The 13,686-nt window shown below is 64.2% G+C and carries 17 protein-coding genes; 15 read left to right on the top strand and 2 right to left on the bottom strand.

Going from position 1 to position 13,686, the window contains the following annotated elements; genetic code table 11:
* From urtB to SO156_RS40930, 14 genes are all read left to right on the top strand, one after another.
* The coding region (gene urtB / locus SO156_RS40995; protein WP_498538764.1) for an urea ABC transporter permease subunit UrtB at positions 1–619 on the top strand (619 nt) is incomplete at its 5' end.
* Positions 616–1,785 (top strand): urea ABC transporter permease subunit UrtC, encoded by a 1,170-nt coding sequence (gene urtC / locus SO156_RS40990; RefSeq protein WP_498538763.1) that lies wholly within the window; start codon positions 616–618, stop codon positions 1,783–1,785. The genes urtB and urtC, both read left to right, overlap by 4 nt.
* A 5-nt stretch (positions 1,786–1,790) precedes the next feature.
* Positions 1,791–2,552 (top strand): urea ABC transporter ATP-binding protein UrtD, encoded by a 762-nt coding sequence (gene urtD / locus SO156_RS40985; RefSeq protein ID WP_498538762.1) that lies wholly within the window; start codon positions 1,791–1,793, stop codon positions 2,550–2,552.
* Between the two features lie 3 nt (positions 2,553–2,555).
* Positions 2,556–3,251, top strand: coding sequence for an urea ABC transporter ATP-binding subunit UrtE (urtE, locus tag SO156_RS40980; RefSeq protein ID WP_498538761.1), 696 nt, complete (start codon positions 2,556–2,558; stop codon positions 3,249–3,251).
* 35 nt (positions 3,252–3,286) lie between these two features.
* Positions 3,287–4,114, top strand: coding sequence for an urease accessory protein UreD (locus tag SO156_RS40975; RefSeq protein ID WP_458145730.1), 828 nt, complete (start codon positions 3,287–3,289; stop codon positions 4,112–4,114).
* 22 nt (positions 4,115–4,136) lie between these two features.
* Entirely contained in the window at positions 4,137–4,439 is a 303-nt protein-coding gene (locus tag SO156_RS40970) for an urease subunit gamma (RefSeq protein ID WP_458145731.1), read from the top strand.
* Positions 4,440–4,545: 106 nt separating this feature from the next.
* Complete coding sequence (locus SO156_RS40965; RefSeq protein WP_458145732.1) at positions 4,546–4,851, top strand: urease subunit beta; 306 nt, start codon at positions 4,546–4,548, stop codon at positions 4,849–4,851.
* A gap of 57 nt (positions 4,852–4,908) precedes the next feature.
* Positions 4,909–5,448 carry an HD domain-containing protein gene (locus tag SO156_RS40960; protein ID WP_498538760.1) on the top strand — a complete coding sequence of 180 codons (540 nt, stop codon included), beginning with the start codon at positions 4,909–4,911 and terminating at the stop codon, positions 5,446–5,448.
* A gap of 34 nt (positions 5,449–5,482) precedes the next feature.
* Positions 5,483–7,198: an urease subunit alpha gene (gene ureC / locus SO156_RS40955; protein ID WP_498538759.1), complete on the top strand. Its 1,716-nt coding sequence runs from the start codon at positions 5,483–5,485 to the stop codon at positions 7,196–7,198.
* Between the two features lie 126 nt (positions 7,199–7,324).
* Positions 7,325–7,624 carry a putative quinol monooxygenase gene (locus SO156_RS40950; protein ID WP_498538758.1) on the top strand — a complete coding sequence of 100 codons (300 nt, stop codon included), beginning with the start codon at positions 7,325–7,327 and terminating at the stop codon, positions 7,622–7,624.
* 13 nt (positions 7,625–7,637) lie between these two features.
* On the top strand, positions 7,638–8,282 hold the full coding sequence (locus SO156_RS40945; RefSeq protein WP_498538757.1) for an urease accessory protein UreE: 645 nt from the start codon (positions 7,638–7,640) through the stop codon (positions 8,280–8,282).
* The gene (locus tag SO156_RS40940; protein WP_498538765.1) at positions 8,263–8,991 is read left to right on the top strand and encodes an urease accessory protein UreF; all 729 of its coding nucleotides are present in this window, start codon (positions 8,263–8,265) and stop codon (positions 8,989–8,991) included. Before SO156_RS40945 ends, SO156_RS40940 begins: the two co-directional genes overlap by 20 nt.
* 29 nt (positions 8,992–9,020) lie before the next feature.
* Entirely contained in the window at positions 9,021–9,644 is a 624-nt protein-coding gene (ureG, locus tag SO156_RS40935) for an urease accessory protein UreG (protein ID WP_458145737.1), read from the top strand.
* Positions 9,645–9,954: 310 nt separating this feature from the next.
* Complete coding sequence (locus SO156_RS40930) at positions 9,955–11,613, top strand: CHASE domain-containing protein (protein ID WP_498538756.1); 1,659 nt, start codon at positions 9,955–9,957, stop codon at positions 11,611–11,613.
* A gap of 132 nt (positions 11,614–11,745) precedes the next feature.
* On the opposite strand, the gene SO156_RS40925 is transcribed toward SO156_RS40930, so the two are convergent.
* Together SO156_RS40925 and SO156_RS40920 are read right to left on the bottom strand one after the other, a co-directional pair.
* Positions 11,746–12,294 carry a sigma-70 family RNA polymerase sigma factor gene (locus SO156_RS40925; RefSeq protein WP_027521710.1) on the bottom strand — a complete coding sequence of 183 codons (549 nt, stop codon included), beginning with the start codon at positions 12,292–12,294 and terminating at the stop codon, positions 11,746–11,748.
* On the bottom strand, positions 12,294–12,524 hold the full coding sequence (locus tag SO156_RS40920) for a NepR family anti-sigma factor (protein ID WP_254102994.1): 231 nt from the start codon (positions 12,522–12,524) through the stop codon (positions 12,294–12,296). Before SO156_RS40920 ends, SO156_RS40925 begins: the two co-directional genes overlap by 1 nt.
* A 207-nt stretch (positions 12,525–12,731) precedes the next feature.
* Here SO156_RS40920 and SO156_RS40915 point away from each other — a divergent pair, with 207 nt between their 5' ends.
* Positions 12,732–13,538 (top strand): response regulator, encoded by an 807-nt coding sequence (locus SO156_RS40915; protein ID WP_458145739.1) that lies wholly within the window; start codon positions 12,732–12,734, stop codon positions 13,536–13,538.
* Positions 13,539–13,686: the final 148 nt, after the last annotated feature.

Here is a 13,686-nt window from a genome sequence, read left to right as displayed (position 1 = left end):
CTACGGCCGCCCGCTGGAGACGCTGCTCGCGACCTGGGGCCTGTCCCTGGTGCTCCAGCAGGCGGTGCGCACCGCCTTCGGTCCGACCAACCGCGAGGTGGGCAACCCCTCCTGGATGAGCGGCGCCTTCGAGCTCGGCCAGATCACCATCACCTATAACCGGCTCTGGATCCTCTGCTTCACGCTCGCCGTGTTTGCGATCCTGCTTGCGATGCTGCGCTACACCGCGCTCGGCCTCGAGATGCGTGCGGTGACGCAGAACCGCCGGATGGCGGCCTCGATGGGCATCGCCACCTCGCGCGTCGACGCGCTGACCTTCGGTCTCGGCTCCGGCATTGCCGGCATCGCCGGCGTAGCGCTGTCGCAGATCGACAATGTCAGCCCCAATCTTGGCCAGAGCTACATCATCGACAGTTTCATGGTCGTGGTGTTCGGCGGCGTCGGCAATCTCTGGGGCACGCTGGTCGGCGCCTTCACGCTCGGCATCGCCAACAAGTTCCTGGAGCCGGTTGCCGGTGCCGTGCTCGGCAAGATCGCGATCCTGGTGCTGATCATCCTGTTCATTCAAAAGCGCCCGCGCGGCCTATTCGCGCTCAAGGGCCGTGCGGTGGAAGCATGACCCCTCACATGCTCACGCGATCGCTGGATCGCGGCGCGACGATGTTTCTCGTCATCGTCGCCGCCTGCGGCATCCTGATTCCGCTCTCCAATCTGCTGTTACCCGCGGGCTCGTTCTTCCAGGTGCCGACATATCTGGTCGCGCTCTGGGGCAAGTATGTCTGCTACGCCATCCTGGCGCTTTCGATCGACCTGATCTGGGGCTATTGCGGCATCCTCTCGCTCGGCCACGGCGCGTTCTTCGCGCTCGGCGGCTACGCCATGGGCATGTACCTGATGCGCCAGATCGGCACCCGCGGAGTCTACGGCAATCCGATCCTGCCGGACTTCATGGTGTTCCTGAACTGGCAGAAGCTGCCTTGGTACTGGTACGGCTTCGACATGTTCTGGTTCGCCGCGCTGATGGTGCTGTTCGTGCCGGGCCTGCTCGCCTTCTGCTTCGGCTGGCTTGCGTTCCGCTCGCGCGTCACCGGCGTGTACCTGTCGATCATCACGCAGGCCATGACCTATGCGCTGCTGCTCGGCTTCTTCCGCAACGATTTCGGCTTCGGCGGCAACAACGGCCTGACCGACTTCAAGGACATCCTTGGCTTCAACGTGCAGGCGGAAGGCACGCGTGCCACGCTGTTCGCGCTGAGCTGTCTCGCCCTGATCGCCGGCTTCCTGATCTGCCGGGTCATCGTCACCTCCAAGCTCGGCAAGGTGCTGATCGCGATCCGCGACGCGGAATCGCGCACACGCTTCCTCGGCTACCGCGTCGAGTCCTACAAGCTGTTCGTGTTCACGGTGTCGGCCTGCATGGCCGGCGTCGCCGGTGCGCTCTACGTGCCGCAGGTCGGCATCATCAACCCAAGTGAATTTGCGCCGGGTAACTCGATCGAAGCGGTGATCTGGGTTGCGGTCGGCGGCCGCGGCACCCTGGTCGGCGCGGCGCTCGGCGCTGTCGTCGTCAACTATGCCAAGACGTTCTTCACCTCGGGTGTGCTCGCACCGTACTGGCTGTTCATGCTGGGTGCACTGTTCATCCTGGTGACGCTGCTGCTGCCCAAGGGCATCGTCGGCACCTTCAATTCCTGGTGGGAGCCGTTCAAGGCGAAGCGGTCGGCGGAAACCACCGAGAGCGCGGCGCGTGAGGACGGCGTCAGCGAACCTGACATGGCGGAGTAGCGGAAATGAACGTCATGGACACCCGCGCGACCTCCGCGATGCTGTATCTGGACGGCGTGCACGTCTCGTTCGACGGCTTCCACGCCATCAACAACCTGTCGCTGACGCTCGCGCCCGGCGAGATGCGCGCCATCATCGGCCCGAACGGCGCCGGCAAGACCACGATGATGGACATCATCACCGGCAAGACCAAGCCGGACGAAGGCACGGTGCTGTTCGACGGCGTCACCGATCTGACGCGGCTCGACGAGACCCGCATCGCCGAACTCGGCATCGGCCGCAAATTCCAGAAGCCGACCGTGTTCGAGAGCCAGACGGTCGAGGAAAATCTCCTGCTCGCGCTCAATGTCGATCACTCGGTCAGCGGGACGCTGTTCTGGCGTGGCAGCAAGGCCGAGTCCGAACGCATAGACAAGGTGCTCGAGACCATCCGCCTCACCGATGCGCGGGGTCGCCTCGCCGGCAGCCTCAGCCATGGCCAGAAGCAGTGGCTGGAAATCGGCATGCTGCTGGCGCAGGATCCGAAGCTGCTCCTGGTCGACGAGCCCGTCGCCGGCATGACCGACGTCGAGACGCATCTCACCGCCGAGCTGCTCAAGGAGATCAACAAGAACCACACCGTGATGGTGGTCGAGCATGACATGACCTTCATCCGCGAATTGGGCGTGAAGGTCACCTGCCTGCACGAAGGCTCGGTGCTTGCCGAGGGCACCATCGACCAGGTCTCGTCCAACGAGCGGGTCATCGAAGTCTATCTGGGGCGCTGAGCGATGCTTGAGGTCAAGGACATCAATCTCTTCTACGGCGCAGCACAGGCGCTGCGTGGCGTCTCGATCTCGGCCGAGCCGGGCAAGGTCACCTGCGTGCTCGGGCGCAACGGCGTCGGCAAGACCTCGCTGCTTCGGGCCATGGTCGGGCAGTATCCGATCTCCTCGGGCGCGATCGTGTTCGACGGCGGCGACATCACAACGCTCAAGCCCTACGAGCGGGCGCGCAAAGGCATCGGCTTCGTGCCGCAGGGCCGCGAGATCTTTCCGCTGCTGACAGTCGAGGAAAATCTCAAGACCGGTTTCGGCCCGCTCAAGCGCGACGAGCGCTTCATCCCCGATGACGTGTTCTCGCTGTTTCCGGTGCTGCAATCCATGCTCGGCCGGCGCGGCGGCGATCTCTCCGGCGGCCAGCAGCAGCAGCTCGCAATCGGCCGCGCGCTGGTGATGCGGCCAAAGCTCTTGCTGCTCGATGAGCCGACCGAGGGCATCCAGCCCTCGATCATCAAGGACATCGGCCGCGCGATCTCGTATTTGCGCAACCTCGGCAACATCGCCATCGTGCTGGTCGAACAATATCTCGACTTTGCCTGCGAACTCGGCGACAGTTTTGCCGTGATGGATCGCGGCGCGGTGAAATTCACCTGCGACCGCTCCAATCTCGATCCCGGCGAGATCAGCCGCCAGATGGCGCTGTAAGCCTTTCATTCTGCCGCGACCGGCTGGGGAGGCGGATGCGCGACGTTTCAGCCACGTCCAGTATTTTCGAGGCCAACCGCGCCCGCGGCGTGGTGCGCTTCGACGTCCATGCGCGCGACGGCATGACGCGGCGCGGCGCGCTGCATGAGTCCGGCTCCTTGCGCGTGCGTTTTCCTTCGCCGGAAGGCGAAGGGCTCTCCGGCGTGTTCGTCAACACGGCCGGTGGCGTTGCCGGCGGAGACCGCTTTGATATCGAGATTTCGGCAGGTGAGGGCTCGCGCCTGACGCTGACCACAGCCGCGGCCGAGAAGGTCTATCGCGCGCCCGGCGCGGCGGCGGAGCTCAACGTTGTCCTGAAGGTTGCCGCCGGCGCGCATCTCGGCTGGCTGCCCCAGGAGACGATCCTGTTCGATCGCGCACGGGTCCAGCGCCGCTTCGACATCTCGCTCGATGATGCGGCATCGCTTATGCTCTGCGAGATCGTGGTGTTCGGCCGCACCGCGATGGGCGAGCGCATGGAGCAGGGCGAGTTCGTCGATCGTTGGAGGCTTTCCCGCGGCGGCCGGCTGGTGTTCGCGGAGACCGTCAGGCTCGACGGCGATATCGGCGCCAAGCTGGCGCGTCCTGCCGTCGCCAAGGGCGGCGCGGCGATCGGCACTGCGCTGATCGTCCCGGGCGATGAGGCCCTGGTCGAGCGCATCAGGGAAGCCTCGGAATCTTTCGCCGGCGAGGTCGGGATATCCGCCTGGAATGGCTTTGCAATGGCGAGGTTCTGTGCCCAAGATGCGGCGCGCCTGCGCGCCGACATGATGACGGTGCTGGCGCGCACCGGCGCCGCGCTGCCGCGGCTATGGCTGAATTGACGAACTCACGAAGAGATTTTGCATGAACCTGTCTCCCCGCGAAAAGGACAAGCTTCTGATCTCGATGGCGGCCATCGTGGCGCGCCGCAGGCTCGAGCGCGGCGTCAAGCTGAACCACCCGGAGGCGGTCGCGATCATCTCCGATTTCATTCTGGAAGGAGCGCGTGACGGCCGCACTGTGGCCGAGCTGATGCAGGCCGGCGCGCAAGTCCTGACCCGCGAGCAGGTGATGCCGGGCATCCCCGAAATGATCCACGACATCCAGGTCGAAGCGACGTTCCCGGACGGCACCAAGCTCGTCACCGTCCACGAGCCGATCAGGTGAATTCGTCATTCGGGGGCGCGCGAAGCGCGAACCCGGAATCCAGAGGTTTTGGTTTCGAGATTCCGGGTTCTCGCTGCGCGAGCCCCGGAATGACGAGGAGGATAAAATGATCCCCGGCGAACTCTTCATCCAGGACGGCGAGATCGAGCTCAATGCGGGCCGCAAGACCGTGACGCTGACCGTCGCCAACACCGGCGACCGTCCGATCCAGGTCGGCTCGCACTACCATTTCTTCGAGGCCAATCCGGCGCTGAAGTTCGATCGCAAGAAAGCCCGCGGCATGCGCCTCGACATCGCCGCCGGCACCGCCGTCCGCTTCGAGCCCGGCCAGACCCGCGACGTCCAACTAGTGGCGATGGCGGGGAAGAAGACGATCTACGGTTTCCGCGGCGACGTGATGGGGAAGCTGTGAGCCTCCAGGAACGAAGCATGCAACGGCACGGTTGAGAGCGAAACGGAGGATCCCGCCATGCTCTCACCGGTCCGTCTTGTCTCTGAAGCCGCCGAGCTCGCCGCGCGCCGCCACAACGGCATGGCGCGCAAGGGGCGGGGGAATGAGCCTTATATCAATCACCTCGCCGAGGTCGCGAACCTGCTCGCGACCGCGACCGATGGTGCGGATGCCGAGCTCGTCGCCGCCGGCTGGCTGCACGATACGATCGAGGACACCGACACCACGCGCGAGGAGCTGGCGGAGAAATTTTCCCACCGCGTCGCCTCGCTCGTCGTCGAGTGCACCGACGACATGAGCCTGCCGAAAGCCGAGCGGCGGCGCCGGCAGGTGATGGACGCGCCGAAGAAGTCGGCGGGCGCTAAGCTGATCAAGATCGCCGACAAGATCAGCAATATCGGCGCGCGTATTCATGCCGAGCCATCCGCCGAGGAGCGCGAGGATCTCGTCGACTATACAAGATGGGCTGAGCAGGTTGTCGCCGGCTGCCGCGGCGGCAGTCCATGGCTCGATACGAAATTCGACGATGTGGTGCGAACGGCGAGGGCCTCGCTGTGATAGGCCAAACATTCAAACGCAAACGGGGCTTGTGATGTCCGTCAAGATAAAACGTTCCGTCTATGCCGATATGTTCGGGCCGACCACCGGCGACAAGGTGCGGCTGGCCGACACCGATCTCATCATCGAGGTGGAGAAGGATTTCACCACCTATGGCGAGGAGGTGAAGTTCGGCGGCGGCAAGGTGATCCGCGACGGCATGGGGCAGTCGCAGGTCACCAACAAGCAGGGCGCGGCCGACACGGTCATTACCAACGCGCTGATCGTCGATCACTGGGGCATTGTCAAGGCCGACGTCGCGATCAAGGATGGCATGATCTCCGCGATCGGCAAGGCGGGTAACCCGGATATCCAGCCCGCCGTCACAATCATCATCGGCCCCGGCACCGACGTGATCGCGGGCGAAGGCAAGATCCTCACCGCCGGCGGCTTCGACAGCCACATCCATTTCATCTGCCCGCAGCAGATCGAGCACGCGCTGATGAGCGGCGTCACCTCGATGCTTGGTGGCGGCACCGGTCCCTCGCACGGCACGTTCGCCACCACCTGTACCCCAGGCCCATGGCACATCGGGCGGATGATCCAGTCGTTCGACGCCTTTCCGGTCAATCTCGGCATTTCCGGCAAGGGCAACGCGTCGCGCCCCGCCGCGCTGGTCGAGATGATCAAGGCCGGCGCCTGCGCGCTCAAGCTGCATGAAGACTGGGGCACCACGCCGGCGGCGATCGACAACTGCCTGTCGGTTGCCGACGCTCACGACATCCAGGTGATGATCCACACCGATACGCTGAACGAATCCGGTTTCGTCGAGGATACGATCAAGGCCTTCAAGGGCCGCACCATCCACGCCTTCCACACCGAAGGCGCCGGCGGCGGTCACGCGCCTGACATCATCAAGGTCGCGGGCCTGAAGAACGTGCTGCCGTCCTCGACCAATCCGACGCGTCCCTTCACCCGCAACACCATCGACGAGCATCTGGACATGCTGATGGTTTGTCACCACCTCGATCCCTCGATCGCGGAAGACCTTGCATTTGCCGAGAGCCGCATCCGCAAAGAGACCATCGCGGCCGAAGACATCCTGCACGACCTCGGCGCGCTCTCGATGATGTCCTCGGACTCGCAGGCGATGGGCCGGCTCGGCGAGGTCATCATCCGCACCTGGCAGACCGCCGACAAGATGAAGAAGCAGCGCGGATCACTGCCGCAGGACAAGGGCAAGGACAACGACAATTTTCGCGCCAAGCGCTACATCGCCAAGTACACGATCAATCCCGCGATCGCCCATGGCGTCTCGAAACTGATCGGCTCGGTCGAGAAGGGCAAGCTCGCCGATCTCGTGCTGTGGTCGCCGGCCTTCTTCGGCGTCAAGCCGGACTGCGTCGTCAAGGGGGGGACGATCGTCGCTGCGCCCATGGGCGATCCCAACGCCTCGATCCCGACGCCGCAGCCGGTGCACTATCAGCCGATGTTCGGTGCCTTCGGCAAGGCGCGCACGGCATCCTCCGTCGTCTTCACCTCGAAGGCCGCGGTCACCGGCGGCCTCGCGCGAAAGCTCGGCATCGACAAGAAGCTCTATGCCGTCCAGAACACCCGCGGCAAGATTTCCAAGAAGAGCATGATCCACAACGACGCCACCCCCAATATCGAGGTCGATCCGGAGACCTATGAGGTGCGCGCCGACGGCGAGCTTCTGACCTGCGCGCCGGCCGAGGTGCTGCCGATGGCGCAGCGGTATTTCATGTACTGAAATAAGCAGCCGCACTGGTCTTCGGCGCATAGCTGAGGGCGGATTTTCCGGTTTTGCGTTCGATCTCGCTTGGTCTAATGTCGTGCCCGGTATCTTGGACCAGAAGAAAAGCCGGGAGGATTTCTCGTGATCTACGTCGTTGCCACCTTGACCATCAAGCCCGAAACGCGCGCCGAATTCATTGCAGCGGCCACCGCCTGCATCAAGGAGACGCGCAAGGAGCCCGGCAATATCGCCTATGATCTGCATGAGAGCGTCACCGATCACACCAAGATGGTGTTCGTCGAGCAGTGGGAGAATGCCGAAGCGCTGGTGCCGCATCGTGCCATGGAGCACATGAAGACCTTTGGCCGCGTGGCGGTGAAGTGTTTTGCGGCGCCGCCGAAGATCGAAGTGATCACGCCGGAAAAGGTCGAGACTCGGTAACAGGGAAAAGCGCATGATCCGGGCGACGCAGGTCAGGGGGCAGCACCGCTTCACGGAAGCAGCGGCTGATACGGTCGTGCTCGATTTCGACGACCGGCATCGCCGCCGCATGGCGATGACCGGCACGCGCGGTCTTCAATTCCTGCTCGACCTTGAAAACGCCGTCGCGCTGCGCGGCGGCGATGCGCTGGTGCTGGAGGACGGCCGGCTGATCGAAGTGGTCGCGGCACCCGAGCCGCTGCTCGAGATCCGCGGCCGCGATCCGCTCCATCTCGTCCGCGTCGCCTGGCATCTCGGCAACCGCCATCTGCCGACGCAGATCATGGCCAAGAGCCTGCGTATCCGCAGGGATCACGTCATCGAGGCGATGGTGAAGGGGCTCGGCGCGCGGGTGATCGAGATCGAGGCTCCTTTCGATCCCGAGGGCGGTGCCTATGCCGATGCCGGCCACGCGCATGCTGACGATCATGGGCATGATGACCATGCGCATCGTGATCACGGCCATCACCACCACGATCATGGCCATCATCACCATGATCACCACCATCACGATCATGCCGCGCATGATCACCATGATCACGGTCATCATCACCACGACGAGCATTGCGACCACCCCGACCATCACCACGGCCATGGCCATGCTCATGACCACAAATGAGCCGGCTGGTGCCGGCCGCCTCACGGAACGCGAGGCGGCGGCGCTCTACCGGCTGATGACGTGGTTGTCGCCGTCGTTTCCCGTCGGCGGCTTCTCCTACTCCAGCGGCATCGAATGGGCGGTGGAAGCGGGTGACATCGTCGACACCAAGACGCTGACTGATTGGCTCGACGCGATGCTCGGTGACGGCGCGGGCTTCTGCGATGCCACTTTCCTCGTGCAGGCGTTTCGCGCGGCGGAGGCGAGCGACGAGGCGAGCCTGCGCGACACCGCGGAGCTTGCGGCCGCCTTCGTGCCCTCGCGCGAGCGGCAGCTCGAGACGACCGCGCAGGGCCGCGCCTTCATCGACATCGCGCGCGCGGCCTGGAATGCGGATGGGCTCGACGCGATGGTCACGGCCTGCGCGGGGCCAGTGGTCTATCCCGTCGCGGTCGGCGTGGTTGCTAGCGCCCATGGCGTTCGGCTCGAGCCGACTCTGCACGCCTTTTTGCACGCGCTCGTCTCGAACTGGATTTCGGCGGGATGCCGGCTGATTCCGCTCGGCCAGACCGACAGCCAGCGTGTGCTCGCCGCCCTCGAGCCCGCCGTAGCCGCGACCGCCGCCCGCGCATTGAGCGCGACCCTGGACGATCTCGGCAGCGCGACGTTCCGCGCCGATCTCGCAAGCCAGCGGCACGAGACACAATATACGCGGCTGTTCAGGTCGTGATGACCAGGTTGGATCAGGAAAGAATCTCAATGTCGAAGTCTCACGGCCCCCTGCGAGTCGGTATCGGCGGCCCCGTCGGATCGGGCAAGACCGCGCTGATGGATCTGCTCTGCAAGTCCATGCGCGAGCGCTACGACATCGCGGCGATCACCAACGACATCTACACCAAGTGGGATGCGGAATATCTCGTGCGCTCGGGCTCGCTGACGCCGGACCGCATCGCGGGCGTCGAGACCGGCGGCTGCCCGCATACCGCGATCCGCGAGGACGCCTCGATGAATTTGGCGGCGGTTGCCGATATGCGCGCAAAGTTTCCTGGTCTCGACCTGGTGCTGATCGAGTCCGGCGGCGATAATCTCGCTGCCACTTTTTCCCCGGAGCTTGCCGACATAACCATCTATGTGATCGACGTGGCCGCGGGCGACAAGATCCCGTCCAAGGGTGGACCGGGCATCACGCGCTCGGACCTCCTGGTCATCAACAAAATCGACCTCGCACCGCATGTCGGCGCCTCGCTGGAGAAGATGCAGCTTGATGCCAAGCGGATGCGGGGCGAGCGGCCCTTCGTCATGACCAACCTGAAGAAGAGCGAGGGGCTCGACCGCATCATCGGCTTCATCGAGACCAAAGGCGGTCTGACGAGGACGGGTTGAAGGGCTGGTCCGGCGCCCGGCGCCATCAGTCAAGTCTGACACGACTGTTAGTATTCGCCCGTTAATATCTGCGGCAAAATGTGTCTCCGCGGAACCAATGTTCGCCATGGTGATTAACGTACTTCGGTGCCCGGAGCGCTGACGCCTCGGCTGGCGGATTAAGCATTCCGGTCAACCCAAGTTGCGTCCCGATGGCTCCTCCTTCATTATCGCCTTCCGTGGGGTCTCATTCTCTTTCGGCAACTGGCCGTTCGAGCGGCGTTCAGATGCTCCGTATTATTCGCCGGCCTCTCACCTTCTGAGTAAACGAGTGGTTCGGCTGGGATTCATCATCGGTTTTATTGCGCTGCTCGGGATGCTCCTCTCCGGGCTTGCGGCCTATCGCGTCCACGATCAGGAGCTGGCGATCGATCGCATCGCGCTGGCCCGCGCGATCGACGTTCATGCGAGCCTGGTGCAGGACCGCCTGACCGAGCGCGAGCTTCTGGCGCGCGTTGCCTCCGGGCTGTTCCGCACGCCTGCCGTGATCAAGCCGAACATGCTGGAGCCGCTGCGCTCGGCCATCTATGCCTTCAAGACCGATTTCGTGGTCGCCTCCTGGATCGCCCGGCTCAAGCCGACGGAGCTGAGCGCGGCGCAGGCGGCGCTCAGCTCAGCCGGCTTTCCCAATGCGAGCATCCGCAACTACGACGACACGCCACTCGACACCACGAAGATCACCCAGCCGATCAACGTGCTGATGGATCTCGAGCCGCGCAGCGAGGAGACCAAGGCGCTGCCCGGCCGCAGCTTCGATCAGGACGGCGTGCGTGGCGCAATGCTGGCGCGCGCCATGGCCGAGAAGAAGTCGGTCGCCTCCGATCCGGTGCCGCTGCTCCGTCCGAACGGCCCCATCGGCGTCATCGTGGCCGCGCCGGTCATTCCGGAGGGGGCGACGGAGCCTGCCGGGTTCATCACGTTTTCCTACGAACTCGCCTCGCTGATGTTGACCAACGACGACATGTCGCTGTTCTCGGTCGCATTGCGCGATCCGCGCGCGGGCGGCGGCGAGCTGATCGCCAACGATCAGGGCATCGTCAGCGCGCGGACCATCGCGCAGGATGGCCCGCAGCCATCCTCGACGCGCACGGTCAGCTTCGGTGGCCGCGACTGGCAGCTCAGCTACTTCGCCAAGACCAATTCGGCGCGGCGCGCCGAGCAGACCGCCGTCATCGTCGCGGCGATCGGCTTTGCCATCACGGCGATGGTGTGCGGCCTGTTCGGTTACGTCGCCTACAACAATCTGAGGCTCAGCCGCGAAATCCAGGTGCGGATCGGTTTCGAGCGCCGGCTAACGGCTGTCATCGACGAGCTGAACCATCGCGTGAAGAACATTCTGGCGGTGATCCAGTCGATCGTGACGCGCACGCTGCGCCACGGCTCCGACATCGACGTGGCGCGTGAATTGTTGATCGGGCGCATCCATGCGATGTCCAACGTCGTTTCGCTGCTCAGCGAAAGCCAGTGGCAGGGCGTGAAGTTGAAAGGCCTGTTCGAGGCGCGCGCGATTCCGCATGCCGATCGCATCGCCATCAGCGGGCCGGACATCGCGGTCAGCGCGCGTGCCGCACAGAGCCTGTCGCTGCTGTTCTTCGAGCTCGCCTCGCACTCCGACGAGGGGCTGTCGCTGGTCGGCAAGCATCCGCACATCACGGCGAACTGGACGGTGACGGGCGAGGAGCCCGACACGGTCTTCCATTTCCGCTGGGAGGAGTTCAACACCAGCGAGGCGACGCGGCGCGCCGATTCCGATTTCGGCCTGATCCTGCTCGATCGCGTCGCGCCCGAAGCGCTCGGCGGTACTGCCAAGCGCTACTTCACCGATGCGTCCTACGTCTACGAGCTGACCGCGCCGATGGAGACCGTCGTCGACATGACCGAGCGCGACCGCACGGAAAAATTCTCGGCGCCGGTCAGGCCGGTGCGCTGAAGTCGACGCACGCCTCTCTTCCTTCTCCCGCAATGGGAGAAGGAAGGCACACCGGCGCTAAATCACGCGTGAAAGGACGGCCACGGAAGTGGCCGCCTTTCCTTTGTCCGCCATTCCGACCGAAGCTGTCCGTTAGCCGCCGCTGCCGCCGATCACGGCGCGCACGGTCTCGTCGGGGCCGAAATCTTCGGCGCCGTCGACATACAGCAGTGCTGCAAGCTTCGAGCGCGCGCGATTGACGCGGCTCTTGATCGTGCCGACTGCGCAGCCGCAGATCGACGCCGCGTCCTCATAGGAGAAGCCGGACGCACCGACCAGGATCAGTGCTTCACGCTGGTCCTGCGGCAGCTTGTCGAGCGCTGCACGAAACTCCTCAAACTCGAGATGCGCATTCTGCGAGGGCTGGGTCTTCAGCGTCTTGGCATAGTTGCCTTCAGCATCCTCCACCTCCCGCCGCCGCTTGCGATAGTCGGAGCGGAACAGGTTGCGCAGGATGGTGAACAGCCAGGCCGGCAGGTTCGAGCCGGGCTGGAACGAGTCGATGTTGGCGAGTGCGCGCAACAGCGTCTCCTGGACCAGATCGTCGGCACGGTCGGCATTGCCGCTCAGTGAGATGGCGAACGCCCGCAGGCTTGGGACTGCCGCCAGGATGTCGTCGCGCAGGGATTCCGTGAGAGGCATTAGTCCCTCCCATTGTTGTCGTTGGATCCCCCATTGGTTTGATCTTGGGGTGTTCCTCCCGGCGCATCAAGCTTCTTGATCAGCTCGGCGAACCGCTCGGGGACCCCCTGTCGCACGACGTCGTCGTACATGGCGCGCAATTGATGGCCGATCCGGGATTGGATTTCCGGTGTCAGCCCTCCCTTGCCGGGGGTCGTGTTTCTGCTGGCTTGAGATTTGAGATCTTTCATGACCTGTTCCACGTTTCCCCGAGTTAAGTCACTGTCAAATCGAGAAATTTTCTCAACCGGGAGCCGTTCCCTAGAATGGCCTAATGCGAAGTTGCACAAAAAGTTCCAGCCCTTCCGGAACTTTTCTGTGGCTGAAGCGTAGTCAGCCAGCAGGGGAACCAGGGCCGCCCCTGGCCGATGTCTGGCCCGAAGACGAATGGAGTGGGGATGTCCCGTTCACAGCTTGTTGCTGAACACTTGCCGTTGTTGCGCCGGTACGCGCGTGCCCTGACGGGCAGCCAGCCGTCCGGCGACGCCTATGTCGCAGCCATGTTGGAAGCCATGCTGGGGGATCCGGCGGTGCTCGATGAGAGCCACGGACCGCGCGCCGGCCTGTTTCGGCTGTTCACCCAGATCTGGAATTCGGTCTCGCTCAACGATGATGCGGAGGTGACGACGCTGCCGATGCCGCCGGAGCGGCGGCTGTCGAACATCACGCCGCTGCCGCGCCAGGCCTTCCTGCTGTTGTCGCTCGAGGGATTTTCGGAGGAGGAAGTCGCCTTCATCCTCGGCACCGATGTCGGCGAAACGCGCAGGCTCGCGGACGCTGCAGGCCGCGAGATGGCGGCGGAGATCGCGACCGACGTGCTGATCATCGAGGACGAGACCTTCATCGCCATGGACCTCGAGAGCCTCGTGAAGAATCTCGGGCACAACGTGGTCGGCGTCGCGCGCACCCATGCGGACGCTGTCGCGCTCGCCAAGAACAAGCGGCCCGGCCTCATCCTCGCCGACATCCAGCTTGCCGACGGCTCCTCCGGCCTCGATGCGGTCAACGAGCTCTTGCGCAGCTTCGAGGTGCCGGTGGTGTTCATCACTGCTTACCCGGAGCGCTTCCTCACCGGCGAGCGGCCGGAGCCGGCGTTCCTGATCTCAAAACCGTTCCAGCCCGCGATGGTCTCGGCGGTGGCGAGCCAGGCACTGTTCTTCCAGCGCAATTCGCGCAACCGCACGCCGAAGGCGCCCGCGGCGTAAGAAAGGCGCCGGCGGCGTGAGACATAGAACGTAGTGACGAACTGATCCGGCGCGCCGACGAGGGTGCGCCGGATTTTTGTTGTTTGTCTGGCCTGCTTGACGGCCGCAGAATTCGTCCTCCATAGGTGATGGAAACGGTCGCGAGACG

It is taken from the genome of Bradyrhizobium sp. UFLA05-125, assembly GCF_059803515.1.
This window is presented reverse-complemented; position numbering and strand designations above follow the sequence as displayed.

Bases quoted from the DNA above. Each gene is read 5' to 3' on its own strand.
- SO156_RS40915 (WP_458145739.1), top strand. From the start codon at position 12,732: ATGTCCCGTTCACAGCTTGTTGCTGAACACTTGCCGTTGTTGCGCCGG.
- SO156_RS40975 (WP_458145730.1), top strand. From the start codon at position 3,287: ATGCGCGACGTTTCAGCCACGTCCAGTATTTTCGAGGCCAACCGCGCC.
- urtE (WP_498538761.1), top strand. From the start codon at position 2,556: ATGCTTGAGGTCAAGGACATCAATCTCTTCTACGGCGCAGCACAGGCG.
- SO156_RS40970 (WP_458145731.1), top strand. From the start codon at position 4,137: ATGAACCTGTCTCCCCGCGAAAAGGACAAGCTTCTGATCTCGATGGCG.
- SO156_RS40925 (WP_027521710.1), bottom strand. From the start codon at position 12,294: ATGCCTCTCACGGAATCCCTGCGCGACGACATCCTGGCGGCAGTCCCA.
- SO156_RS40945 (WP_498538757.1), top strand. From the start codon at position 7,638: ATGATCCGGGCGACGCAGGTCAGGGGGCAGCACCGCTTCACGGAAGCA.
- SO156_RS40960 (WP_498538760.1), top strand. From the start codon at position 4,909: ATGCTCTCACCGGTCCGTCTTGTCTCTGAAGCCGCCGAGCTCGCCGCG.
- urtD (WP_498538762.1), top strand. From the start codon at position 1,791: ATGAACGTCATGGACACCCGCGCGACCTCCGCGATGCTGTATCTGGAC.
- urtC (WP_498538763.1), top strand. From the start codon at position 616: ATGACCCCTCACATGCTCACGCGATCGCTGGATCGCGGCGCGACGATG.
- ureC (WP_498538759.1), top strand. From the start codon at position 5,483: ATGTCCGTCAAGATAAAACGTTCCGTCTATGCCGATATGTTCGGGCCG.
- ureG (WP_458145737.1), top strand. From the start codon at position 9,021: ATGTCGAAGTCTCACGGCCCCCTGCGAGTCGGTATCGGCGGCCCCGTC.
- SO156_RS40920 (WP_254102994.1), bottom strand. From the start codon at position 12,524: ATGAAAGATCTCAAATCTCAAGCCAGCAGAAACACGACCCCCGGCAAG.
- SO156_RS40965 (WP_458145732.1), top strand. From the start codon at position 4,546: ATGATCCCCGGCGAACTCTTCATCCAGGACGGCGAGATCGAGCTCAAT.
- SO156_RS40940 (WP_498538765.1), top strand. From the start codon at position 8,263: ATGCTCATGACCACAAATGAGCCGGCTGGTGCCGGCCGCCTCACGGAA.